General features: G+C 63.7%; 22 protein-coding genes and 1 tRNA gene. 7 read left to right on the top strand and 16 right to left on the bottom strand.

The window, feature by feature from the left end; genetic code table 11:
* Together gatA and gatC are read right to left on the bottom strand one after the other, a co-directional pair.
* On the bottom strand, positions 1-1,494 hold the full coding sequence (gene gatA, locus J8I87_RS24435; RefSeq protein ID WP_209934567.1) for an Asp-tRNA(Asn)/Glu-tRNA(Gln) amidotransferase subunit GatA: 1,494 nt from the start codon (positions 1,492-1,494) through the stop codon (positions 1-3).
* A gap of 186 nt (positions 1,495-1,680) precedes the next feature.
* Positions 1,681-1,980 (bottom strand): Asp-tRNA(Asn)/Glu-tRNA(Gln) amidotransferase subunit GatC, encoded by a 300-nt coding sequence (gatC, locus tag J8I87_RS24430; protein WP_209934565.1) that lies wholly within the window; start codon positions 1,978-1,980, stop codon positions 1,681-1,683.
* Positions 1,981-2,358: 378 nt separating this feature from the next.
* Here gatC and J8I87_RS24425 point away from each other — a divergent pair, with 378 nt between their 5' ends.
* From J8I87_RS24425 to rodA, 5 genes are all read left to right on the top strand, one after another.
* Complete coding sequence (locus J8I87_RS24425; protein WP_004189550.1) at positions 2,359-3,402, top strand: rod shape-determining protein; 1,044 nt, start codon at positions 2,359-2,361, stop codon at positions 3,400-3,402.
* A gap of 118 nt (positions 3,403-3,520) precedes the next feature.
* A complete protein-coding gene (gene mreC / locus J8I87_RS24420; protein WP_209934563.1) occupies positions 3,521-4,630 on the top strand; it encodes a rod shape-determining protein MreC in 1,110 nt (369 codons plus the stop codon).
* Complete coding sequence (mreD, locus tag J8I87_RS24415) at positions 4,627-5,139, top strand: rod shape-determining protein MreD (protein WP_054917918.1); 513 nt, start codon at positions 4,627-4,629, stop codon at positions 5,137-5,139. Before mreC ends, mreD begins: the two co-directional genes overlap by 4 nt.
* 174 nt (positions 5,140-5,313) lie before the next feature.
* Positions 5,314-7,743, top strand: a complete 2,430-nt coding sequence (mrdA, locus tag J8I87_RS24410) for a penicillin-binding protein 2 (protein ID WP_209934562.1) — start codon at positions 5,314-5,316, stop codon at positions 7,741-7,743.
* A 10-nt stretch (positions 7,744-7,753) separates the two neighbouring features.
* The gene (rodA, locus tag J8I87_RS24405; protein ID WP_209934561.1) at positions 7,754-8,902 is read left to right on the top strand and encodes a rod shape-determining protein RodA; all 1,149 of its coding nucleotides are present in this window, start codon (positions 7,754-7,756) and stop codon (positions 8,900-8,902) included.
* 57 nt (positions 8,903-8,959) lie between these two features.
* Here rodA and J8I87_RS24400 read toward each other — a convergent pair whose 3' ends face one another.
* The 14 genes from J8I87_RS24400 to def form a co-directional block, all read right to left on the bottom strand.
* Positions 8,960-9,670, bottom strand: a complete 711-nt coding sequence (locus J8I87_RS24400; RefSeq protein ID WP_209934560.1) for a tetratricopeptide repeat protein — start codon at positions 9,668-9,670, stop codon at positions 8,960-8,962.
* Complete coding sequence (locus tag J8I87_RS24395; RefSeq protein ID WP_209934559.1) at positions 9,667-10,449, bottom strand: HpcH/HpaI aldolase family protein; 783 nt, start codon at positions 10,447-10,449, stop codon at positions 9,667-9,669. The genes J8I87_RS24400 and J8I87_RS24395 overlap by 4 nt, the downstream gene beginning before the upstream one ends.
* Positions 10,450-10,633: 184 nt before the next feature.
* On the bottom strand, positions 10,634-11,077 hold the full coding sequence (gene queD / locus J8I87_RS24390; RefSeq protein WP_209934611.1) for a 6-carboxytetrahydropterin synthase QueD: 444 nt from the start codon (positions 11,075-11,077) through the stop codon (positions 10,634-10,636).
* A gap of 9 nt (positions 11,078-11,086) precedes the next feature.
* The gene (gene queE / locus J8I87_RS24385) at positions 11,087-11,719 is read right to left on the bottom strand and encodes a 7-carboxy-7-deazaguanine synthase (protein ID WP_209934556.1); all 633 of its coding nucleotides are present in this window, start codon (positions 11,717-11,719) and stop codon (positions 11,087-11,089) included.
* A gap of 70 nt (positions 11,720-11,789) precedes the next feature.
* Positions 11,790-12,521, bottom strand: a complete 732-nt coding sequence (gene queC, locus J8I87_RS24380; RefSeq protein ID WP_209934555.1) for a 7-cyano-7-deazaguanine synthase QueC — start codon at positions 12,519-12,521, stop codon at positions 11,790-11,792.
* A gap of 357 nt (positions 12,522-12,878) precedes the next feature.
* Positions 12,879-12,954 (bottom strand) — tRNA-Phe (locus tag J8I87_RS24375).
* Between the two features lie 82 nt (positions 12,955-13,036).
* The gene (gene esaR, locus J8I87_RS24370; protein ID WP_209934554.1) at positions 13,037-13,726 is read right to left on the bottom strand and encodes a response regulator transcription factor EsaR; all 690 of its coding nucleotides are present in this window, start codon (positions 13,724-13,726) and stop codon (positions 13,037-13,039) included.
* Complete coding sequence (locus J8I87_RS24365) at positions 13,727-16,150, bottom strand: sensor histidine kinase (protein ID WP_209934551.1); 2,424 nt, start codon at positions 16,148-16,150, stop codon at positions 13,727-13,729. It abuts the gene before it with no gap.
* The gene (locus tag J8I87_RS24360; protein WP_209934550.1) at positions 16,140-16,730 is read right to left on the bottom strand and encodes a DUF4390 domain-containing protein; all 591 of its coding nucleotides are present in this window, start codon (positions 16,728-16,730) and stop codon (positions 16,140-16,142) included. The genes J8I87_RS24365 and J8I87_RS24360 overlap by 11 nt, the downstream gene beginning before the upstream one ends.
* On the bottom strand, positions 16,727-18,151 hold the full coding sequence (rsmB, locus tag J8I87_RS24355) for a 16S rRNA (cytosine(967)-C(5))-methyltransferase RsmB (protein ID WP_209934549.1): 1,425 nt from the start codon (positions 18,149-18,151) through the stop codon (positions 16,727-16,729). The genes J8I87_RS24360 and rsmB overlap by 4 nt, the downstream gene beginning before the upstream one ends.
* Positions 18,152-18,381: 230 nt before the next feature.
* Complete coding sequence (gene htpX, locus J8I87_RS24350) at positions 18,382-19,239, bottom strand: zinc metalloprotease HtpX (protein WP_209934548.1); 858 nt, start codon at positions 19,237-19,239, stop codon at positions 18,382-18,384.
* Between the two features lie 104 nt (positions 19,240-19,343).
* Complete coding sequence (locus J8I87_RS24345; protein ID WP_209934546.1) at positions 19,344-19,985, bottom strand: LysE family translocator; 642 nt, start codon at positions 19,983-19,985, stop codon at positions 19,344-19,346.
* 102 nt (positions 19,986-20,087) lie between these two features.
* The gene (gene fmt / locus J8I87_RS24340; RefSeq protein ID WP_209934544.1) at positions 20,088-21,071 is read right to left on the bottom strand and encodes a methionyl-tRNA formyltransferase; all 984 of its coding nucleotides are present in this window, start codon (positions 21,069-21,071) and stop codon (positions 20,088-20,090) included.
* Positions 21,072-21,099: 28 nt separating this feature from the next.
* On the bottom strand, positions 21,100-21,603 hold the full coding sequence (gene def, locus J8I87_RS24335) for a peptide deformylase (protein WP_209934543.1): 504 nt from the start codon (positions 21,601-21,603) through the stop codon (positions 21,100-21,102).
* Between the two features lie 245 nt (positions 21,604-21,848).
* Between def and dprA the strand changes: the two genes are divergently transcribed.
* Together dprA and J8I87_RS24325 are read left to right on the top strand one after the other, a co-directional pair.
* Positions 21,849-23,018: a DNA-processing protein DprA gene (gene dprA, locus J8I87_RS24330; RefSeq protein ID WP_209934542.1), complete on the top strand. Its 1,170-nt coding sequence runs from the start codon at positions 21,849-21,851 to the stop codon at positions 23,016-23,018.
* A gap of 55 nt (positions 23,019-23,073) precedes the next feature.
* Positions 23,074-23,451, top strand: coding sequence for a thioredoxin family protein (locus J8I87_RS24325; protein WP_209934540.1), 378 nt, complete (start codon positions 23,074-23,076; stop codon positions 23,449-23,451).
* The last annotated feature ends 44 nt before the right edge of the window (positions 23,452-23,495 follow it).

Here is a 23,495-nt window from a genome sequence, read left to right as displayed (position 1 = left end):
TTAAACTCCTGCCGGAGCTTTGCGATGCCAGTCGGTGACGCGCTGGAACGCGTCCGCTACCTGGAGCATGCGTGCTTCGTTGAAATAGTTGCCGATGATCTGCAAGCCAACGGGGCGCTGCGCATTCGCGCCCGCGCCGAAGCCGCACGGCACGCTCATGCCGGGCAAACCGGCAAGGCTAACCGACAGCGTGTAGATATCCGCGAGGTACATCTGCACGGGGTCGTCACCCTTTGCGCCGATATCCCACGCGACGGACGGCGCGACGGGACCCATGATCACGTCGCACGTGCCGAACGCTTGCTGGAAATCCTGCGCGATGATGCGGCGGATCTTTTGCGCCTGCAGGTAGTACGCGTCGTAGTAGCCATGCGACAGTACGTATGTGCCAACCAGAATGCGGCGCTTCACTTCGGGGCCGAAGCCTTCGGCGCGCGACTTCTTGTACATGTCGAGCAGATCGCGGTAGTCCGCCGCGCGATGACCGTAGCGCACGCCGTCGAAGCGCGACAGGTTCGACGACGCTTCCGCCGGCGCGATCACGTAGTAGACGGGAATCGAGAGCTCCGTCTTCGGCAGCGACACTTCGACGAGCGTCGCGCCGAGCGCTTCGTATTGCTTGAGCGCGGCGTCGATCGATGCGCGCACGTCATCGGCGAGGCCCGCGCCGAAATATTCCTTCGGCAAGCCGATGCGCAGGCCGGCGAGCGGCTTGTCAGCGGCATTGCCCGCGCCCGACCACGTCTGGCCGAGATAGCGCGAGTAATCTTCGTGATCGTGCGTGAGGCTCGTCGAGTCGCGCTCGTCGAAGCCCGCCATTGCGTTGAGCAGCAGCGCGCAGTCAGCGGCCGTCTGCGCCATCGGCCCTCCCTGATCGAGCGAAGATGCAAACGCAATCATCCCGTAACGCGATACACGGCCGTACGTCGGCTTGATGCCCGTGATGCCGGAGAACGACGCGGGCTGACGGATCGAGCCGCCCGTGTCGGTGCCCGTCGCGGCGGGCGCCAGGCGCGCGGCGACAGCGGCCGCCGAACCGCCCGACGAACCGCCCGGCACCGCCTTGCGGTCCCACGGGTTCTGCACCGGACCAAAGTGCGAGTTCTCGTTCGACGAGCCCATCGCGAACTCATCCATGTTGGTCTTGCCGACGCACACCATGCCCGCGCGCGCGAGACGGTCGACGACGGTTGCATCGAACGGGCTCACATAGTTTTCGAGCATCTTCGAGCCGGCCGTGGAGCGCCAGTTGCGCGTGACGAACACGTCCTTGTGCGCGATCGGCAGGCCCGTCAGCGGGCCTGTGTTGCCGGCGGCGATCAGCGCGTCGGCGGCCTGCGCCTGCGCCAGCGTTCGCTGTTCGTCGACGTGAACGAACGCGTTCAGCGCCTTGTGGTCTTCGATCCGTTTCAGATACGTCTGCGCCAGTTCGACTGCGGAGCATTGCTTCGCGTCGAGCGCGGCGCGCAGTTCGGTCAAGCTTTTCTCATGCATTGCGTTTTTCCTGGAAAGCGCGGCGGCGCGATGCGCCGCCGTGATGGCGTCCGGCCGCCCGTCCACCGGCAGGCCGTGCCGAACCTGGCCGGTCCGAAAAGAGCGGGCCGCGTTGCGTGCCGACAGTCGCACGACGGTCGCACGTGTGACACACAACCCTGTGCTTAATGACGACGACCCGGACGCTTACTCGATGACCTTCGGCACCAGATACAGGCCATCCTGCACTGCGGGCGCCGGACGCTGGTATTCGTCGCGATTCACGTTTTCGGTGACGGCGTCGTTGCGCAGACGCAGCGCCACGTCTTCGATCTGCTCGATCGGGTGCGCAAGCGGCGCGATGCCCGTCGTGTCGACTGCCTGCATCTGCTCGACGAGGCCGAAGAAATCATTGAGCTGGGCGAGCGTGTGCTCGGCGTCGGCATCGGGCAATTCGAGCCGTGCGAGATGGGCGATGCGTTTCACATCGGTCAGAGTCAGGGCCATGCATTCACCGGAAAAGTGGCGGTCTGCCGCAACGAGGAAAAACGATGCTGCGACAGCGGGTTAGGTCATTGGAGCAGGCCCTCGAAATTGGGGCCGGCGACGGCAAAAAGTGCCATTCGTTTCCTTTAAATCAAGCAAAATTATAAGGTATCATTACGCGTTCGATCCAAACCCGGACCGACTTACCAAGGCCTTTCTGACATTTTCAGAGATCGCTGAGCGACAAGCTCGGCGGCCTTGCTATAGCCTCCGGTACGTTCCCCTGCAGTTTCATGCTTTTTACGGCCGCGCTGGCCGGACATGAGGCTGCTAATTTTTTTCCGCTGCCGCCCTACGCTTACGATGCGAGGCCCGGCCCCCAGCGAGACAGGATTTTGCATGTTCGGTTTTTTGCGCAGCTATTTTTCCAACGATCTGGCCATTGACCTCGGCACGGCCAACACGCTCATCTACATGCGTGGCAAAGGTATCGTTCTCGACGAACCGTCCGTCGTTTCGATCCGCCAGGAAGGCGGCCCGAATGGCAAGAAGACCATTCAGGCAGTCGGCAAGGAAGCAAAGCAGATGCTCGGCAAGGTGCCGGGCAACATCGAGGCGATCCGCCCGATGAAGGACGGCGTGATCGCCGACTTCACCGTGACGGAACAGATGATCAAGCAGTTCATCAAGACCGCGCATGAATCGCGCATGTTCTCGCCGTCGCCGCGCATCATCATCTGCGTGCCGTGCGGCTCGACGCAGGTCGAGCGCCGCGCGATCAAAGAGGCGGCACACGGCGCGGGCGCATCGCAGGTCTACCTGATTGAAGAGCCGATGGCGGCTGCAATCGGCGCGGGCCTGCCGGTGTCGGAGGCAACGGGCTCAATGGTCGTCGATATCGGCGGCGGCACGACGGAAGTCGGCGTGATCTCGCTGGGCGGCATCGTGTACAAGGGCTCGGTGCGCGTCGGCGGCGACAAGTTCGATGAAGCGATCGTCAACTACATCCGCCGCAACTACGGCATGCTGATCGGCGAACAGACGGCCGAAGCAATCAAGAAGGAAATCGGCTCAGCGTTCCCGGGCTCCGAAGTCAAGGAAATGGAAGTGAAGGGCCGCAACCTGTCGGAAGGCATTCCGCGCAGCTTCACTATTTCGAGTAACGAAATTCTCGAAGCATTGACCGATCCGCTGAACCAGATCGTGTCGTCGGTGAAGATCGCGCTCGAACAGACGCCGCCGGAACTGGGCGCCGACATCGCAGAGCGCGGCATGATGCTCACCGGTGGTGGTGCGCTGCTGCGCGACCTCGACCGTCTGCTGGCAGAAGAAACCGGCCTGCCCGTGCTGGTCGCCGAAGATCCGCTGACGTGCGTCGTGCGCGGCTCGGGCATGGCGCTCGAACGCATGGACAAGCTCGGCAGCATCTTCTCGTACGAGTAAGGTTGCCAGTCTCCATGTCAGCAGCACGCACTGAAAGGCTGGCTTTGCCAGCCTTTGTGCGCTGGGCGCGCAGCTAGCGCGCCGACGTTTCATCCATTCGCTCACGCTCCCGGCGACCATGGAATACAGTCCGCCGCCCCTATTCAAGCAAGGCCCCTCGGCACTCGCACGACTGATTTTCTTCGTGGTGGTGGCGCTCGCCCTGCTCATTTCCGACGCCCGTTTCCGAACGCTCGAAATCGTTCGCGGCGTGCTCGGCACAGGTTTGTATCCGTTGCAGCGCGCGGCGCTCGTGCCCCGTGACATTTTCATGGGCGCGGCGGATCTGGCCGTCACCAGCGCGACCTTGCGCGGCGAGAACGACAAGCTGCGCGCACGCAATCTGCAGTTGTCGCAGCAAGCCAACGAGGCCGCGCAGCTCGGCGCAGAAAACACGCATCTGCGCAATCTGCTGCAACTTTCGCAACGCATGACCACGCAATCGATTCCGGCTGAAATCCAGTACGACACGCGCGATCCGTTCACGCAGAAGGTCGTGATCGGCCGCGGGTCGCAGCAGGGTATCAAGGACGGCTCGCCTGTCGTCAACGAAGACGGCGTGATCGGCCAGGTGACGCGCGTGTTCCCGATGCAGTCGGAGGTGACGCTGCTCACCGACAAGGATCAGGCCGTTCCCGTGCAGATCGTGCGCACGGGTCTGCGCAGCGTGATCTACGGCACGCCGAAGGGCGACGCGCTCGACCTGCGTTTCGTGCCGATCAGCGCCGACGTGCTCGCAGGCGACGAACTCGTGACGAGCGGTCTGGATGGCGTCTATCCGCCGGGCCTGCCCGTCGCGAAGGTCGTGCGTGTCGACAAGCAGGCGGATACGGCGTTCGCACGCGTAGTCTGTCAGCCGATCGCGCCTGTGCGCGGCGCGCGCGATCTCCTTGTCCTGCACTACCAAAGCAACGTGCCGCCGCGCCCCGCCGACGAGCCCGATCCCGCCACGGCCGCCAAGGACGCGAAAAAGAAGAACGCGAAGACGCAGGACAAGGGCAAGCCGGGCGAGAAAGACGCGAAGTCCGCGCAGCCCGCGCCGGCGGCCGCCGGTTCAGCGCCTGCCGCAGCGGCTGCACCGGCTAAACCGGCATCGTCGACCAGGCCGGCTGGCAAGTCATCGACCGAGAAGAAGCCGGCCACCGACAAGAGCGCGAAGCCGCAAGCCGCTCAGGGGGCCAAGCAATGAATCGCCCGCAGTACATCCTGCAGCCCGTCAATCCCTATTTCATCGCGTTCAGCCTCGCCGCCGCGTTCCTGCTGAACATGATGCCGTGGGGACGCCTGATCGGCGTGCCCGATTTCGTCGCGCTGGTGCTGCTGTTCTGGAACGTGCACCAGCCTCGCAAGGTCGGCATGGGCATCGCGTTCATGCTCGGCCTGTTGATGGATGTGCACAATGCCAGCCTGCTCGGCGAACACGCGCTCGCCTATACGCTGCTCTCATACGGCGCGATCACGATCCACCGCCGCGTGCTGTGGATGTCGATCGGCGTGCAGGTTTTCGCGGTGATGCCGCTCCTCGTCGTCGCGCAACTCGTGCCCTTCGTGATCCGCCTGCTGACGGGTGCTTCGTTTCCGGGCTGGGGTTACCTCATCGACGGCTTTGTCGAAGCGGCGTTGTGGCCCGTCGCGAGCATTCTGCTGTTGATGCCGCAACGCCGTCCGGCCGATCCGGACGATACGCGGCCCATCTGACCGGCCGCGCCGCCCGCTCGCTGATGAATGCGCACTTTCCTTGCCGCCATCACGAGTCTGCGACGGCGCGCCGCTCAAGCCGGCTGCCTTGCGCGGCGCCTGGCCCGGCAGCGCCGCGGGGCCTCGCCGCAAGATTGATTCAAACCGCATAACCGGCAGTCTCTGCCCAACCGCATGACCGAATTCAAGGACACCCAGCAGCAGCTCACGAAATTCCGCCTGCGCGTCGCGGCGGCGGGGCTGTTCGTGTTCGTCTGCTTCGGCCTGATCGCGTTCCGCTTCCTGTTCCTCCAGGTCTGGCACTACAGCAAATATTCGCTGCAAGCCGACGAGAACCGCATTTCCGTCGCGCCGATCGTGCCGAACCGCGGCATCATCACCGATCGCAACGGCGTCGTCCTCGCGAAGAACTACTCGGCGTACACGCTCGAAATCACGCCGTCGAAGCTGAACGACACGCTCGACAATGTGATCGACAATCTCGCGACGGTCATCACCGTCGACGCGCGCGATCGCCGGCGTTTCCGCAAGCTGCAAGAGGACTCGAAGAACTTCGAGAGCCTGCCGATCCGCACGCGCCTCACCGACGACGAAGTCGCGCGCTTCACCGCACAGCGCTTCCGCTTTCCGGGCGTCGAAGTGCGCGCGCGCCTGTTCCGCCAATATCCGCTCGGGCCGACGGCCGCGCACGTGATCGGCTACATCGGCCGCATTTCGCAGCGCGACCAGGACAAGATCGACGACGCGAGCGATCAGAACGACAGCGATCCCGAACACTACGATGCGCGGCTCGACGCGAACAACTACAAGGGCACCGACTACATCGGCAAGATCGGCGTCGAGCAGAGCTACGAGACGGAGCTACATGGGCTGACGGGCTTCGAGGAAGTCGAAGTGACGGCGGGCGGGCGGCCGGTCCGCACGCTATCGCGCACGCAGGCGACGCCGGGCAACAACCTCGTGCTGTCGCTCGATATCGGCTTGCAGCAGATCGCAGAAGAGTCGTTCGCGGGCCGCCGTGGCGCACTCGTCGCGATCGAGCCTTCGACGGGCGACGTGCTCGCGTTCGTGTCCGCGCCGAGCTTCGATCCGAACGCGTTCGTCGACGGCATCGACCAGCAGACCTGGGACGAACTGAACAACTCGCCGGATCACCCGCTGCTCAACCGTCCGCTGCACGGCACGTATCCGCCTGGCTCGACGTACAAGCCGTTCATGGCGCTCGCCGCGCTGACACTGCATAAGCGCACGCCGCAATGGGGCTTCCAGGACCCGGGCTCGTACACCTTCGGCGGACACACGTTCCGTAACGACGTGCCGCAGGGTCAGGGTTGGATCGACATGAACCGCGCGATCATGGTGTCGAACGACACCTACTTCTACATGCTCGCGCACGATCTCGGCGTCAACGCGATCGCAAACTTCATGAAGCCGTGGGGTTTCGGCCAGTTGACGGGTATCGACATCGCCGGTGAAGCGCGCGGCATCCTGCCTTCGACGGAATGGAAGCGCAAGGCGTACCGCAAGCCCGAACAGCAGAAATGGTACGAAGGCGAGACGATCAGCCTCGGCATTGGCCAGGGCTACAACTCGTACACCATTCTCCAGCTTGCGCACGCGACGGCCACGCTCGCGAACAACGGCGTGCTGATGAGGCCGCACCTCGTCAAGGAAATCGAGAATCCGATCACCCGCGCGCTGCGCGCCACGGTGCCGAAGGATGACGGCCGCGTCGACGTGAAGCAGGCCGATATCGACGTCGTCAAGCGCGGCATGGAAAACGTGACGATGAACCCGTCCGGCACCGCGTATCAGATCTTCCGCAACGCCGCGTATCTGTCGGCGGGCAAGACGGGGACAGCGCAGGTGTTTTCGCTGCAAGGCCAGAAGTATCATGGCCACGCGCTCGCGGAAAACCTTCGCGACCATGCGCTTTTCATCGCGTTCGCGCCTGCCGACAATCCGAAGATCGCGCTTGCGCTGATCGTCGAAAACGGTGGCTGGGGCGCGCAGGCGGCCGCGCCGATTGCCAAACGCGTGCTCGACTATTACCTGATCGACCGTATGAAGCCGGGTGTCGAAGCGGCAGCCGTCACGGCGGCTGCTTCCGCGACAGAGGAATCGTCTGCGCCCGTCATCGGCACCGCACCCGTCGCGCCGGGTGGGCAAATGCAGCCCGTCGCCGTTGCTGCTGGCTTCACGCCGCTGCCGCTGCCCGCAGGCGTTTCGACGCCGCATCCGGCGCCTGCCGCGGATGCGTCCGGCGCGACGGCTGGCGTCGCTGCGTCCGGCGCCGCTGCGTCCGGCGCGGCTGCGGCCTCGGCGCCTGTTGCGGCGTCGGCTGCATCGCCGGCTGCGCCGCGCCTCGCATCGGCGGCAAAGCCGGCCAAAGCGCCGCGCGTTGCGTCGGCGACGGCCGCGCCGTCGGCATCTGATGCGGCAGCGGCCACGGCCGCCGCGCCCCTCAAGGCGTCCGACGCCCGCAAGTCCCCACGCAAACCTCACCCGGCCAGCGAATCGCGGCCGGTTGCCGCAACGCCGTCGCGCAACGACGGATCACAGGCCGCGCCGCGCGGGCCCGTTTCCGGCGGCATCGACGAATAAGGAGAAAGGCATGCAAATCGACAAGCGCGCCTGGCTCGAACGCATCAAGAAAATGTTCGCGGGCTTCGACCGCCCGCTCGCCCTGATCGTGTTTCTGCTGCTGTGCGTCGGCATCGTGACGCTCTATAGCGCGAGCCTCGACGTGCCTGGCCGCGTCGAAGACCAGTTGCGCAACATCATCCTGACGTTCGCGCTGATGTGGGTGCTGGCCAACATCCCGCCGACCACGCTCATGCGCTTCGCCGTCCCGCTTTACACATTGGGGGTCGCGTTACTGGTGGCCGTCGCGATGTTCGGTCTTACGCGCAAGGGCGCCAAGCGCTGGATCAATGTCGGCGTGGTGATCCAGCCGTCGGAAATCCTGAAGATCGCGACGCCGCTGATGCTCGCCTGGTACTACCAGCGCCGCGAAGGAAACATCCGCTGGTGGGATTACATCGTCGGTCTGCTGATTCTGGCCGTGCCCGTCGGTCTGATCGCGAAACAGCCCGACCTCGGCACCGCTGTGCTCGTGTTCGCGGCGGGGTTTTTCGTCATCTACTTCGCGGGTTTGAGCTTCAGGCTGATCGTGCCCGTGCTGATCGCGGGCGTGATCGCCGTCGGCGCAATCGCCACATTCCAGGGCAAGATCTGCCAGCCCGAAGTGCAATGGCCGCTGATGCACGACTATCAGAAGCACCGCATCTGCACGCTGCTCGACCCGACCTCCGACCCATTGGGCAAAGGCTTCCACACGATTCAGGCGGTGATCGCGATCGGCTCGGGCGGCCCGCTCGGCAAAGGCTGGTTGAAGGGCACGCAAGCTCACCTTGAATTCATTCCGGAGAAGCACACCGACTTCATCTTCGCGGTGTTCTCCGAGGAATTCGGCCTGGCGGGCGGCCTCGTGCTGCTGACGCTCTACATGGCGTTGATTGCGCGTGGCCTCTACATCGCGGCGAATGGCTCGACGCTATTCGGCCGGTTACTGGCCGGTTCGCTAACGATGGCGTTCTTTACTTACGCATTCGTGAACATCGGCATGGTGAGCGGAATTCTTCCCGTCGTGGGCGTGCCGTTACCGTTCATGAGCTACGGCGGCACGGCGCTGACGACGCTCGGTTTCGCGATCGGTCTCATCATGAGCGTCGCGCGGCAGAAGCGTCTGATGCAAAGCTGAGTCACAGCCCCGATATGCAATACAAGACGGCGCCTGAAATTTTCAGGCGCCGTTTTTTCATTGAGGCTTCGCTTCGTGCGATTCGCGCAACTGCGTGCTGAGTTGCTGATACTTGAGCCGCGCCGCCGGATCGCCCTGCGCGGCGGCGGCAGCGTAATACGCTCGCGCAACGTTCAGATTCTGCGGCACCCCATCGCCGCCACGTTCATAGAACGAGCCCGTCACGTATTGCGCGGTCATGTCGCCGCCCTCGGCCGCCTTCTTGTACCAGAAGAACGCTTGCTGATTGTCGCGGGCCGTCCCGCGCCCGTCGAGAAACTGATTTGCCAGCGCCAGTTCGGCCTGAATATGCCCTTGCTGCGCGGCCTTCAGAAACCATTGATGCGCCTGCGCCGGATCACGCGCGACGAACTCGCCATCGTCGTACATCTTGCCGTACACATATTGCGCGTGTGACATGTTGGCGTCGGCGGCCTTGCGCAACCACTTCTTGCCCTCTTCGACGTTGACGGGGCCGCCCTCGCCGTTGAGCAGCATCATCGCGTAGTTGAACTCGGCGAGACGGCTGCCGCGTTGCGCGGCCTTGCGAAACTCGGCGAGCGCGGACGTGTAGTTGCCCGCGTTGTAATCGGCGACTGCCGTCTGCGTTTCCATATCGGACGCGGGCGGTGTCTTGTTCTGCGCATGCGCCGCGGCGCCCGCCGCGAATGCGGCCAATACGACTGCGCGAATTGCGACGCGCACCGCGGTTGACGACAGCACCTTCATGACCTGACCTCCTGCAGCGCCTGTCGCGTGGTGCGCAACAGCCACATCACGTCGGCGGCCAGCGCAATGAAGCGAAAGCCTTCCGACCGGTATTGCCTCGCGCTCGCCACGTCCATCGCGAAGATGCCCGTCGCGACACGCGCACGATGCGCGACGTTCAGGACGTGCTTCATTGCGTCCTGGACATCGGGATGTTTCGAATCGCCGAGATGACCGAGACTTGCCGCCAGATCAGCAGGTCCGACGAACAGGCAATCGACGCCGGGCGTCGCCGCGATCTGCTCCAGATGCTCGAGCGCGCGCTGCGACTCGATTTGCACGATCGTCGCGATTTGCGCGTTCGCGTTCTGCAGATAATCGCGCCGCATACCATATGCCGCGGCGCGCACCGCGCCGGCGACGCCGCGCAGGCCATCGGGCGCGTCGGCCGTCGCATACTGCGTCAGACGCACTGCGTACGCCGCTTCGTCAGCCGTCTCGACGTTCGGAAACATCAACGTGCGCGCACCTGCGTCGAGCACGCGCTTGACGAGCCATGGCTCGACGGCGGGCAGCCGTACGACAGGCTCGGTCGGCAGATGGGCGGCGGCGATCCCACGCAGTTGACCCGTGACGTCGACGCTGTCATTGGGCGCATGTTCCATGTCAATCAGCAGCCAGTCGAAACCGGCATGCGCGAGCGCCTCGGCAGCGCTATCGCTGCCAAGCGACAGCCACAGGCCGAACAACGGATCGGGCTCCTTCAGGCGGAGCTTCAGCGGATTCGTGAACGTGCTCATCGCGCGCCTCCGGGGCCGCCGGACGCGGCGCTGGGCGAACAGGAGCAAGAGATTACGCGGCCTGAACGGCCAACGTGAACAGCGTGATGGTAGTGGCGGGCGTCGTGCCCGCTGCGTAGCGCGGTGACCGGCATGTCTCGCTCCGTGTGGTTATCGAAACGATCATACCTTGACAATAACCCGTTTAGTCGCGGACCACGTCGGCCCAGCAATTCGGCGTCTCATACAGACGCACCTTATGCAGACGCAGATTGACGCCGTAGTGCGCGTCATAGACGTTGGCAAGAATGTCGAAGGCGACGGCCGCGAGATTTTCGACGGTCGGAATACGATCGAGCACGACCGTCTTGTGTCCCGCCATCGAATCCAGAAAACCGCGCACCTGTGTATCGCCTTCGTAGACGAGGAACGCGTGATCCCACTTGTCGACGAGATGCTCGTTCGCGAGCGCCTTCACATCGGCGAAGTCCATCACCATGCCGCGATCGGGCGCGCCTTCCGTTTCGACGAGATCGCCTTGCAGCGTGATTTCGAGCACGTAGCGATGGCCATGCAGATTGCGGCACTGGCTGCGGTGATCGGGAATGCGGTGGCCCGCGTCGAATTCGAGTTTTCGGGTAATAGTCAGCACGGCAAATCAGGGAATGTTCAGGTACTTGTGAGTCTGCATCGACAGGCGCCACTGCGGATGGCGCTTGCACCAGTCAATCGCGAGCTTCGTGTTGATGTCGCGCGACGGGCCATCCATCGGCTGGACGAGGAAATATTCGAAGTCGAGCTTAGCGTAGTCGGCAAGGCGCTGGTTGTCCTGCGGCACGACCACTTTCAGCTCGTTACCCTTCGTCTGCACGAGCGGCGCGTCGGCCTTCGGACTCACGCAGATCCAGTCGATCGTGTCGAGCACGGGAAGCGAACCGTTGGTTTCGATCGCGATTTCGAAGCCTTGGGCGTGCAACGCATCGACGAACGGCGGGTCGATCTGCAACATCGGCTCACCGCCCGTGCACACCACGAAGCGCTGCCCTTCGCCTTCCGGCCACAACGATGCGATCTTTGTTGCCAGCTCTTCGGGCGTACGGAATTTGCCGCCGTTTTCGCCGTCGGTGCCGACGAAATCGGTGTCGCAGAACTTGCACACTGCGTCGGCGCGATCTTCTTCGCGGCCCGACCACAGGTTGCATCCGGCGAACCGGCAAAACACGGCCGGACGCCCGGCATTCGCGCCCTCGCCCTGCAACGTGTAGAAGATTTCCTTGACCGCGTACGTCATTCTGCTTTCTGCCCGATGCTCCGTGAAGCCTGTTGATGTGACTGTGTTTTGCCGTGCGTGTATCTGTAGCTTAGGCCGGTTCCGTGACCTGTTCGCCGCTCAGGTAGGCTTCGTACCCTCGCTTGCGCAAACGGCACGCCGGGCACTCCCCGCAACCGAAGCCCCACGCGTGCAATTCCGCGCGCTCGCCGAGGTAGCAGGTGTGCGTTTCGATGCGGATCAGTTCGACCAGTTCATCGCCGCCCAGCTCATGCGCGAGACGCCACGTATCGGCCTTGTCGATCCACATCAGTGGCGTCTCAAGCACGAAGCGGCTGTCCATGCCCAGATTCAGCGTGACTTGCAGCGCCTTCATCGTGTCGTCGCGGCAATCCGGGTAGCCCGAGAAATCTGTCTCGCACATCCCGCCGACCAGCGCGCGCAACCCGCGCCGATAGGCAATCGCCGCCGCTATCGTCATGAACATCAGATTGCGGCCAGGCACGAACGTATTCGGCAAGCCGTTCGACGTCGCGTGAATCTCGATGTCGCGCGTCATCGCCGTTTCGCTGATCGAGCCCAGCACAGACAGATCGATCATATGATCGTCACCGAGCCGCTCGCCCCACTCGGGGAACGTGCGCGCCACCGCGCTGCGGAAACCCTCGCGGCATTCGAGCTCGACGCGATGCCGTTGGCCGTAGTCGAAGCCTAGCGTTTCGACGGTTTCATATCGGTCCAGCGCCCAGGCGAGACAGGTGGCCGAATCTTGGCCGCCGGAAAACAGCACCAGGGCGCTACTCTTGGCGTCTTTGCGGGTCACCGTGAAACTCCGTGTATGTTGATTGCCGCGCGCGAGCGGCGCCTGGCGCCTTACCGCGCGGGCCGGCTCCGATGCCGGCTCAAGCAGTATAGGCCGCGGCCTTCACGCGCCAAGCAGCCGGAGCTTATACCGCTGATCGTCAGCCAGAGAGTTTCACGCTACGCGATGCCTCGGACCGGAAACGAAAAAGGACTTGCGAAGAACACGTAGCAAGTCCTTGATAGAGCGTGATTTTATCATGCGGAGCCGAGCCCCGCTTCCGGCCGCCGCGCCCGCCTCCGGCGCGCTGACGAACCGGTATATCGTTCGCACATAGGAAAAGCCCCAGGAATCTTGCGATTTCCTGGGGCTGAATCCTGGTGGCCTGGGGCGGAATCGAACCACCGACACGCGGATTTTCAATCCGCTGCTCTACCAACTGAGCTACCGGGCCAACGAAGAAGCGAGAGTATAGCAAGCGATTTCCTGTTTCTCAAGCCCTTCCCGAAAAAAACTTCAGCGACTGATTACAACGCTCATTCGCCTTTGTTCTTGCCGAGATCGACACCAAGCTGCTTCAGCTTGCGATACAGGTGCGTCCGCTCGAGCCCCGTCTTTTCGGCGACGCGCGTCATGCTGCCGTTTTCGCGCGCCAGGTGATATTCGAAGTAGGCGCGCTCGAACGCATCGCGCGCGTCGCGCAGCGGTATGTCGAATGAAATCGACGCCGTCTGCGCGGACAGCATGCCGCCGCCCAGACTGTCCGCGGACATCATCGGCAGCGCCGCCGCCGATGCCACCGCCGACGCATTCCCAGCCGCCACCGGCTTGGGCGCGACGCCGCCCGTCGCAGGCGCCGCGCTGCCGCGCGCAAGTCCCTGCTCGACGGCCTTCAGCAGCTTCTGCAGCGCGATCGGCTTTTCGAGGAAGTTGAGCGCGCCGATCTTGGTCGCTTCGACAGCGGTGTCGATGGTCGCGTGGCCCGACATCATGATGACGGGCATCGTCAACGTGCCTTGCGCCGCCCACTCCTTGAGCAGCGTGACGCCATCGGTATCGGGCATCCAGATGTCGAGCAGCACCAGATCGGGTGCCTGACGAAGCCGGTAGTCGCGCGCCTCCTGCGCGTTTTCCGCGACCTCGACGACATGCCCTTCGTCGCTCAGGATCTCCGAGAGCAATTCCCGGATGCCCATTTCATCATCTACCACCAGGATGGTTGCCATTTAAGCTGCCCTTGTCTGCACTGTTGCTTTTGTCTTTCCCTGCGACGCGCCGCCACTGCCATGCGTCGCCTGCGGCCCGCTTCCAGGCGACGCGGCATGGTTGTCCGCGAGTTGAAGGAAGAGGATGGAAATTTGTGCGCCCTCGATCACATCACCCGTCTTCAGACGGTTTCGAATGTCGATTCGTGCGCCGTGTTCATCGACGATCTTCTTGACCATGGCGAGCCCAAGACCCGTACCTTTTGCCTTGGTCGTCACGTAGGGTTCGAACGCGCGCGTGAGAATGCGCGCGGGGAAGCCCGAACCGTTGTCCGACACGGTCAATCGCACGGCGACGCTCACTTTGCCGTCTGCGTCGGGATCGCCATATTCTACTGTCCTCGTCTCGAGCAACACACGAGGGTGCTCGACGTCGGCGACAGCATCCTGCGCGTTCTGCAGCAGGTTATGGATCACCTGACGCAATTGCGTCGCGTCACCGCGTATAACGGGCAAGTCCGCCATTTCGACGACAATCGGGCTCTTGCCTTCTTCGATTCCATACAGCGTGAGCACTTCGCTCACCAGTTCGTTCAGTTGCAGATTCGCGAGCACGGCAGGCGGCGTGCGCGCGTAGTCGCGGAAATCGTCGACCATCTGCTTCATCGCCGCGACCTGGTTCACGATTGTAGTGGCGCCGCGTTTCAATACGTCGGCATCCGACGGGGCGAGCTTGTCGGCGAGTTTCATCTGCAGACGCTCGGCCGAGAGTTGAATCGGCGTCAGCGGATTCTTGATCTCGTGCGCGAGGCGCCGTGCGACTTCGCCCCATGCGATCGAACGCTGCGCGGAGATCACGTCGGAAATATCGTCGAACACGACGACATAGCCGGACGTCTCTTCGTCGTCGGTGTCGCTGGCCGCCGCGGACACGAGACGCGCGCCCCGCGCGAGCAGCGTCAGCGGGTCCGATTCGCCGGGAATCTGCAATGCCATCTGCTGTTGCCAGTGTGCCGTGTCGCCCTGGTCGTCGCCGCCCGCTGCTTCGAGATCCGCGAATGCCTTGCGCACCATCGCGCCGAATTCGCTCAACACGCCGATGCGATCCAGCGACGAACCGAGCAGCGACGCGAACGGCTGACGGAAGATGCGCTCTGCGCCGCGATTGACCGTCGTCAGGCGGAACTGCCGGTCGAACACGAACACGCCCGCCGTCAGGTTCGCAAGAATGCTTTCGAGGTACGCCTTCGAATGTTCGAGCGCGACGCGATTCGCCTCGACGGCTGCGCGCGCCTCCGACAACTGGCGCGTCATCGCATTGAACGACTGCGTGAGAAAGCCCAGTTCGTCGCGCGACTTGATTTCGCGCTTCGGCGTGTAGTCGCCTTCCGTCACTTCCTTCGTGCCCTGCGCGAGCAGGAACAGCGGACGCGCAAGCTGATTGCCCAACGCGAGCGCAAGCATCATCGCGATGAAGGTCGCGAGGAAAAGTGCGAGCGTCAGCGTGCCGATATACATCTTGCGCAGGCCCGTGCGCCCAATCGCTTTCTCCTGGTACTCGCGGTACGCGCGCTGCACCGCATCCGCGTTGCGCGCCAATGATTGCGACACCGGCTGCGTGAGTTGCAAGAAGCGCTCAGTGGGCTGCAACAGCGACGCGTTGGTGTCGGGAATGCGCTGCACGATACGCAGACGCAATGCCCCCTTCGCGCCGCGCGCCTTGGGATCGCCATCCACTTCGCCTTCTATCGATGCGAAGCCGCGCCCGCGCGCCTGCTCGATCATCAGCGGCGTGGGCAGATCGCCCGGCATCAGCGACGCATAGTTGCTGGTCGCCTGCGCGACGACGTGCATCTCAGGCGCTGCCCCCGAAATGCTGCGCGACGGCTCGACGATCGTCGCGTCCTGCACGCCGAACTGATCGCGCAAACGCAGCAGCGTGAGCGTCGTGCCGGCGGAATCCGCGCTTGCGAGCTGCTCGGCCATCAGGCGGCCTTTGGTTTGCAGATCGGACAGCGACGCGTCGAGCATGCCGCGGCCGAGGTTCAGCCCGGATGTGAGCGCCGTTTCGACATTCACGTCGAACCACGACTCGATGCTGCGCGACACGAACTGATACGACACGATGTAGATGATGCCGCCCGGCACGACGCCGACGAGCGCGAAGAAAAACGCGAGCTTCGCCAGCAGCCTCGTGCCGAACTTGCCTTTGCGCAACCGTGTGACGATGATCACCACGAGCACCGCGACGATCAGCATGAAAATCAGCGCGACAGCGACATTGGCCGCGTAGAGCCAGCCGTAGTAGCGATCGAAGAATTCGGTGTTCGCGCTCGCCGCTGCGAGCAGCACGAGCAACAGGACGGCCGTGACGGCCACCGTCGACACGAGCAACCGGACGACGACGCTGCTGACACTGGTGGCGCGGCGCACTCTATTTAGCACGTTCGGTCACCGTGAAGGTAAAGCGCTTCCAGTCGGAAGCAAGATTCCAGTCGCGGTTGTTGACCGCGTCGATCTGGAACGGCTTGGGCATCAGTGCGATGTCGAGCTGCATGCGCACGGATGCCGTATATGTTTCTCCCGCGCGAACCTGGTTGCGATCGATCACATGCCATGACGTGACATGCTTGATGACGGCCAGCGCCTCGTTGAGCGAAGCGAAGCCGAGCTGCAGGCCGCCCGACGAGACGCGGTACTCGCGCGTAAGCGGCTGGAACGAGAGACGAATGCTTTGCGATACGCTCACCGGCTGTTCATCGAACCAGTACCAGCGTGGCCGGCTCAGTTCGAAGTCCGTTGTGAAGTAAAGCGGTATGCCTTTGTTGACGGCGTCTTCGAGATTGCTGTTCAGCTCGAAATCGAAACGCGCATCGAGGCTCCACCCGCTGCCGTCGGATTGCAGGGACGCGCGTTGCACGGCGATCGATTCGGCGCGCGCCGGCTCGGCTGCCGTCAGGCAAAGGACCAGCGCGATCCAGAGCGCGGCCACGAGCCGTAGCGGAAGAAAGCGTTTGATGATCACCGTTTCTGAAAGCGCGCGTAGAAGAATCCGTCGTGGTCTGAACTCGAACCAGTGCTTTGTCCGGCGCGGGAACCCGCTGATACATCGGCGGGCTCGCGGGCGACCGCTGGCAGCAGTTGCCCCGGCGCGTCCAATCGTACCGCATCCGTGTGTCGGTTTCCAAACCACTGAGCCTGCAACTCGCCTTCTTCGGGAAAGATCGAGCACGTAACGTACAACAACTCGCCGCCCGGCTTGACGAGCGGCCATAGCGCTTCGAGAATGCGGCGCTGCTCTTCGACGAGCGCAGGAATGTCCGACGCCCGGCGCAGCCAGCGAATGTCCGGATGACGGCGCACGATGCCCGAAGCAGAGCAGGGCACATCGGCGAGAATGCGATCAAAGGGCCTATCGGCTGCATCGTGCCATTGCGCAGGATTGCCCGCGTCGCCTACGCGCACGTGCGCATTCAGCCCAAGTCGGTGCAGGTTTTCGCCGATACGCCGCGCGCGCGTCGCATCGCTTTCCAGTGCAATCAGATCGATGTTTGCAAGCTCGAGCAGATGCCCGGTCTTGCCACCTGGCGCCGCGCACGCATCGAGCACACGCATGCCATCGCGCACGCCAAGCCACTGCGCGGCGAGCTGTGCGCCGGCGTCCTGCACCGACACGACGCCCTCGTTGAAACCCGGGATGCGATCGACGGGCATCGCCGTCTGAAGCCGCACGGCATGATCGCCGGCCTGCGCCGCTGCAATCTGATGCTCGCGCAACGTTTGCAGATACGCATCGACGGTCGCGCGGCGCGTGTTCACGCGCAGCGTCAATGGACCCTGCGTGTTGCCCGCCGCAAGCATCTCCTGCCATGCTTCGGGCCACGCCGCTCGAACCGCGTCGATCCACCAGACGGGGTAATTCCAGCGAGCGACGGCGTCTTTCTCTGCTTCGGCCAGCAACGCTTCGCGCTCGCGCAGGAAATTGCGCAGCACTGCATTGACCAAACCTTTCGCAAACGAAAACTCGCGCCGCGCGCCGACCGTGTTCACAGCCTGATCGACCACCGTGAAAGGGGCGTACGCAGCGTTGCTGTGCTCATCCACCAGCAACGCCAACGCGCACGTCAATACGTGCGCGACGTGCGGCGGGGGCGCCTTGCGCACGAGTCTGGAGACCAGCCACTCGGCCGTGCCAAGCCGCCGCATCGTCCGGTATGAAATGTCCTGGACGGCGCCACGGGATGCCGCCGCGACACCTTCCGGCAGCGACACGAAAATCGAATGCAAGGCCGCGGGCAGTGCCGCGCCTTGGCGGACCGCGCCGACGGCTTGCGCCGCGCAGTCGAGTGCAAAGCCGAGCGATTCGGGCGCGAGATGAAGCGTCGATAGACGCGTGTCGCGCGAACGCGGCGGCAAAGCAGGACGCTGAGAAGGCTTTCGGGTCATGAACAGGCGGAATGCGGGCGCGCGCGGGAAGTGTCGCGCAAACGCCACATTGTAGCGTGATGAAGACGGCAATCCGGATCACGGCTGCTTGCGCCCGCGACGCATCCGTTGGAAAGACACGCTGCACGGTGAAATCACGCGGTTCGAGCGCAGAAGGAAAAGGGGCGAGTCGTGCTCGCCCCATTTCGAACTGCAGTCGTACAAAGCCGGTTGCAAGGAACGCGCTGCGCTCAGTCGAAGCGCCCCGTACGCGCCATCTCCATCAGACGCGCGATGCGCTCCTCGGTGGCCGGATGCGTCGAGAACAGGTTCTGGATACCACCGCCCGACAGCGGATTCATGATCATCATCTGCGCGGTGGCCGGGTGCGCCTCAGCGGTCGGGAACGGGATGCCGTTCGCGTAGCGATGGATCTTGTCCAGCGCGGACGCCAACGCCTGCGGGTCGCCCGAAATCTGCGCGCCGCCGCGGTCCGCTTCGAATTCCCGCGCGCGGGAAATCGCCATCTGGATCAGCGCGCCCGCAATCGGCGCAAGCAGCGCAACGGCGATGCTCGCGATCGGATTGGCGGGACGGCCGTTCTCATCCCGGCCGCCGAAGAACATCGCGAAGTTCGCCAGCGCCGAGATCGCGCCCGCCATCGTCGCCGAGATCGTCGAGATCAGGATGTCGCGATGCTTTACGTGTGCGAGTTCGTGCGCCATCACGCCGCGCATTTCGCGCTCGGACAATACGCGCAGGATGCCCGTCGTCGCGGCGACGGCCGCGTGCTCGGGGTTGCGGCCGGTCGCGAATGCATTGGGCTGGTCCTCGTCGATCAAATAGACGCGCGGCATCGGCAGATTGGCACGCGTAGCAAGCTCGCGAACCATCCGGTAAAACTGAGGCGCGCTCGTTTCGTCCACTTCCTGCGCGTTGTACATGCGCAGGACCATCTTGTCCGAGAACCAGTAAGAGAAGAAATTCATGCCGAGCGCGATCAGCAACGCGAACATCATGCCGCGCTGGCCGCCGATCATGCCGCCGATCACGACGAAGAGCGCCGTGATCGCGGCCATCAACATCGCGGTTTTCACCCAGTTGAACATATCCAGAACTCCTTGCCCGTCACGCGGTTCCATATTGGCGCCGCCAATTTGCGGCGAATGATTGTAAGCGAACTGTTAGATATGGACGAGCGGGAAAAATTCAATCACCGCGTTGCCGAGGCGAGCTTGATGCCAAGCCCGACAAATGCACTGCCGACGCTGCGGTCCAGCCACTTCTTGACGCCCGGCTTGCCGGAGAATTTGCGTGTGACGCTGCCCGCAATCCACGCAACGAAGCTGTTCCACGCCATGCTCATTCCGACGAATACGACACCCAGCGTGAGGAACGCCACGGTCTTGCTGTCGCTGCCCGTGGACACGAATTGCGGGAAGAACGAGACGAAGAACAACACGACTTTCGGATTCAGCACGTTGGTCCAGAACCCCTGCAGGAAAAGCTGGCGCAGCGATTTCGGCGCGCCGGCCGCGCGCGCTTCGCCGGCGCGCTGATCGGCTTGCGGCTTCGTGAGCATGAGGCGCACGCCCAGATAAACCAGGTAAATCGCGCCAACGAACTTGATCACGGTGAATGCAGTGGCAGAAGCAGCCAGCAGCGCAGTCAGCCCGAATGCGCAGGCAATAGAGTGAACGCAGCACCCGGCCGAGATACCCAGCGCCGACATCAAACCCGCACCGCGCCCTTGCGCGACGCTGCGTCCGACGATGTAAGCGGTGTCGGGCCCAGGCGTGACGTTGAGCAGAAAAACAGCGGCGACGAAAAACTCGAAATGGGTAATGCCGAACATGGAATCCTCTTCAGGCAAGCAGTTGCACCGAAAATTCTAACGCGCCACCTGAACGCGGCGCGACTCGGCCGAATGGCAGATGGCGCGCCGGGAAAGCTGTCGTCATTCTGCTTGCGTGCAGTCGAAAACCTGACCTGCCGCAAGCGTCGCGCCTGTCAGAAAGTCGCGCACGGGCAGGCGCTTGCCGCCGGGCTTCTGGAGTTGCGTGATGCGCAATGCGCCGTCGCCGCACGCCACGACAACGCCTTCGGGCGATACATCGACGATCGTGCCGGGTTCCGCCTTGCGCGGGCTCTCTGCTGCGGATGCCGACCAGATCTTCAGCGTCGCGCCGTCGAGCGTCGCCGCGCCGCCGGGGAACGGATCGAACGCCCGCACCTGGCGCGCCAGTTCCGCCGCCGGACGCCGCCAATCGAGCGCCGCCTCGTGCTTGCCGATCTTTTCGGCGTACGTGACGCCATCGGCGGGCTGCGGCGTTGCATGGAGCTTGCCATCGCGCTCAAGTTCGACCAGCGCATCGACGATCAGCTTGGCGCCCGCTTCGGCAAGACGGTCGTGGAGCGTGGCCGTGGTGTCGGTCTCGCGGATTGGCATGCGGACTTCGGAGATCATCGCGCCCGTGTCGAGGCCCGCGTCCATCTGCATCAGCGTGATGCCCGTGTCGGCATCGCCCGCCTCGATCGCACGGTGAATCGGCGCGGCGCCGCGCCAGCGCGGCAGCAGCGAAGCGTGGATGTTGATGCAGCCGTGCGGCGCAATGTCCAGCACTTCTTGCGGCAGCAGCAGGCCGTAAGCAGCCACCACCATGACGTCGTGCGGCGTGGCGCGCAACTGGTCGATGGCGGCCGTGGCTTGCGCCGGGAATTTACCGTTACGGCGCAATGACGGGGGCTGCGCGACCTCGATGCCGCGCTCCTGCGCGTAGCGCTTTACAGGACTCGCCTGCAATTTCATGCCCCGCCCCGCGGGCCGGTCCGGCTGGGTGAGGACGAGCGGCACGGGGAAACCGGCCTCGTGAATCGCCGCGAGCGCCGCGGCGGCGAATTCCGGCGTGCCGGCGAAGATGACGCGCAACGAATGGCTCATGAGGTAGCTGAAACGGTCCGAAAGGGCGTCACATTGCGTGCGCGAGCTTCTTCATCTTGCTCTTGATGCGCGTCTGCTTGAGCGGCGACAGATATTCGACGAACACACGGCCCATCAGGTGATCCATTTCGTGCTGGATGCAGACCGCAAGCAGCCCGTCGCAGTCGATCTCGAACGTTTCACCTTTCTCGTTCAGCGCGCGCACGCGCACCTTCTCGGCGCGCTCGACGTTGTCGTAGATCCCCGGCACCGACAGGCAGCCCTCTTCGTTGATCTTCTTCTCGTTGCTCGACCAGATGATTTCCGGGTTGATGAACGCCCGCAGTTCGTCGTGCGTGTCGGACACGTCGATCACGATGACGCGCTCGTGCACGTCGACCTGCGTCGCCGCGAGGCCCACGCCGGGCGCGGCATACATCGTCTCGCCCATGTCGGCGACGAGCTTGCGGATACGGTCATCGACTTTTTCGACCGCCTTCGCGACCTTGTGCAAACGCTTGTCGGGGTAATGGAGGATGTTGAGTAAAGCCATAGTCGTGAAATTGATTGTGCGCCGGCGCAATTGAAAAAGTCACGCAATTGGCCATTCGGCCAGGTTGTTCGCCAGTCGCGACGCGCACAGGATAGATGGTGGCCGAACCGTGGTGATTCAATGCCTCAATGCGTATGCGCTGGCTCGCGCGAACGCGGCACAGCACGGGTTTCGGGTTATTTCGGATGATGAAAATTTTAGCATGGCGACCGCCAGGTCTGTTGCCATGCGCGAGGATGCCTGCAATGCAAACGCTTCCCCTCACTGACGACGAGCTTGCCGCGTGGTTGCGGCTTGCCATGGCGCCCGGGCTCAAGCCGGCGGCGCTGCGCCAATTGCTCGCCGCCTTCGGCTTGCCGGACGCCGTTCTCGCGCAGCCGTTCGACGCGCTGGCTCAGGCGACCGACGATGCTTGCGCCCGCGCCCTGCTCTCGCCGGCGCCAGCCGACTTTCCAGCACAACTCGACGCAGTGCGGGCGTGGCGCGACGTGCCCGGCAATGCGCTCGTCACGCTCGACGACCCCAGCTATCCGCCATCGCTGCTGACGATGCCCGATCCGCCGCCGCTGCTATACGTGAAGGGACGGATCGAACTGCTGCACACGCGCAGCGTCGCCGTGGTCGGTAGCCGCAGCGCGACGCCACAAGGTATCGACGATGCGACGCGTTTTGCGCGCGTCCTCTCCGACGCGGGATTGACGGTGGTGTCCGGGCTCGCGTCGGGCATCGACGGCGCGGCGCATCGCGGCGCGCTGCAGGGGCGCGGAGGCACGGTCGCCGTCATCGGTACGGGCGCCGATATCGTCTACCCGGCGTCGCATCACGCGCTCGCGCACCAGATCGCCGAACACGGCGCAATCATGTCGGAATGGCCGCTCGGCACGCCCGCCAGGTCCGCGCATTTCCCGCAGCGCAACCGTCTGATCGCCGGGCTCGCGGGCGGCGTGCTGATCGTCGAGGCCGCGATGCGCTCCGGCTCGCTGATCACGGCGCGGCTCGCCAACGAAATGGGCCGCGACGTGTTCGCGATCCCCGGTTCGATCCACGCGCCGCTGGCGCGCGGCTGTCACCGGATGATCAAACAGGGCGCGAAACTCATCGAATCGCCGGAAGACGTTCTCGACGAACTTGGATTCGCCACGCTGCCGTCCGCCGCGCGGGTGCACGCGCTGAACGAGGCCGCGCGGCGGCATCTGGCGGCAACGGAAGAGCCGCAGAACCGCGCCGAAATTTCGTCCGAAGCGCGCCGCCTGCTCGATGCGTTGGGCCACTCACCCGCCACGCTTGAAATTCTCGCTGAGCGGACCGAAATGGACGACACGCTATTGCAAAGCACGCTGCTGCGGCTCGAACTGGCAGGCGAACTCTGCGCGCTGCCCGGCGGCCGGTACGTTCGTGCTGTGCACAGCGGGTAACGCGTCGTGCTACATTCGCGCCAAATAACCCATGCAATGCCGAAGGAAAACCGCCATGCCCGCGTTGAACCTGGACACCGACTCGAAACGGATCGCCGAGCGGGTCAATGACCGCGAGACGCTTTTCGTCGCGTGTTTGTGCGCGGATTGGTGCGGCACCTGCCGCGAGTACCGCATGGCATTCGACACCTTGGCGGACAAGCATCCCGACGTCTGTTTCGCCTGGATCGATATCGAAACGCATGCTGATCGCTTCGACGATCTTGACGTTGAGAATTTCCCCACGATTCTTATAGAAGACGGCCAAACAACCCGGTTCTTCGGAACGGTATTGCCGCAGGCTTCGATCGTCGAGCGGATGCTTGTCGATCTGACGGCGCTGCCGGGCGTAAAGGGCGCACCCAAAATGCGGCCTGCCTTGCTCGAAGCCTGAACCCTCCCGAAACGCCCGGGCGCTCTGACCTATTTTTTGCTGCG

It is taken from the genome of Paraburkholderia sp. LEh10, from assembly GCF_017814945.1.
Taxonomy (GTDB): Bacteria; Pseudomonadota; Gammaproteobacteria; order Burkholderiales; family Burkholderiaceae; genus Paraburkholderia.
The sequence above is the reverse complement of the archived record's forward strand: the minus strand, read 5'-3'. Positions and strand labels throughout refer to the sequence as shown.

Bases quoted from the DNA above. Each gene is read 5' to 3' on its own strand.
- queE (WP_209934556.1), bottom strand. From the start codon at position 11,719: ATGACGTACGCGGTCAAGGAAATCTTCTACACGTTGCAGGGCGAGGGC.
- J8I87_RS24325 (WP_209934540.1), top strand. From the start codon at position 23,074: ATGCCCGCGTTGAACCTGGACACCGACTCGAAACGGATCGCCGAGCGG.
- mreC (WP_209934563.1), top strand. From the start codon at position 3,521: ATGGAATACAGTCCGCCGCCCCTATTCAAGCAAGGCCCCTCGGCACTC.
- J8I87_RS24425 (WP_004189550.1), top strand. From the start codon at position 2,359: ATGTTCGGTTTTTTGCGCAGCTATTTTTCCAACGATCTGGCCATTGAC.
- fmt (WP_209934544.1), bottom strand. From the start codon at position 21,071: ATGAGCCATTCGTTGCGCGTCATCTTCGCCGGCACGCCGGAATTCGCC.
- J8I87_RS24345 (WP_209934546.1), bottom strand. From the start codon at position 19,985: ATGTTCGGCATTACCCATTTCGAGTTTTTCGTCGCCGCTGTTTTTCTG.
- def (WP_209934543.1), bottom strand. From the start codon at position 21,603: ATGGCTTTACTCAACATCCTCCATTACCCCGACAAGCGTTTGCACAAG.
- rodA (WP_209934561.1), top strand. From the start codon at position 7,754: ATGCAAATCGACAAGCGCGCCTGGCTCGAACGCATCAAGAAAATGTTC.
- rsmB (WP_209934549.1), bottom strand. From the start codon at position 18,151: ATGACCCGAAAGCCTTCTCAGCGTCCTGCTTTGCCGCCGCGTTCGCGC.
- gatC (WP_209934565.1), bottom strand. From the start codon at position 1,980: ATGGCCCTGACTCTGACCGATGTGAAACGCATCGCCCATCTCGCACGG.
- htpX (WP_209934548.1), bottom strand. From the start codon at position 19,239: ATGTTCAACTGGGTGAAAACCGCGATGTTGATGGCCGCGATCACGGCG.
- esaR (WP_209934554.1), bottom strand. From the start codon at position 13,726: ATGGCAACCATCCTGGTGGTAGATGATGAAATGGGCATCCGGGAATTG.
- mreD (WP_054917918.1), top strand. From the start codon at position 4,627: ATGAATCGCCCGCAGTACATCCTGCAGCCCGTCAATCCCTATTTCATC.
- gatA (WP_209934567.1), bottom strand. From the start codon at position 1,494: ATGCATGAGAAAAGCTTGACCGAACTGCGCGCCGCGCTCGACGCGAAG.
- J8I87_RS24400 (WP_209934560.1), bottom strand. From the start codon at position 9,670: ATGAAGGTGCTGTCGTCAACCGCGGTGCGCGTCGCAATTCGCGCAGTC.
- J8I87_RS24395 (WP_209934559.1), bottom strand. From the start codon at position 10,449: ATGAGCACGTTCACGAATCCGCTGAAGCTCCGCCTGAAGGAGCCCGAT.
- dprA (WP_209934542.1), top strand. From the start codon at position 21,849: ATGCAAACGCTTCCCCTCACTGACGACGAGCTTGCCGCGTGGTTGCGG.
- mrdA (WP_209934562.1), top strand. From the start codon at position 5,314: ATGACCGAATTCAAGGACACCCAGCAGCAGCTCACGAAATTCCGCCTG.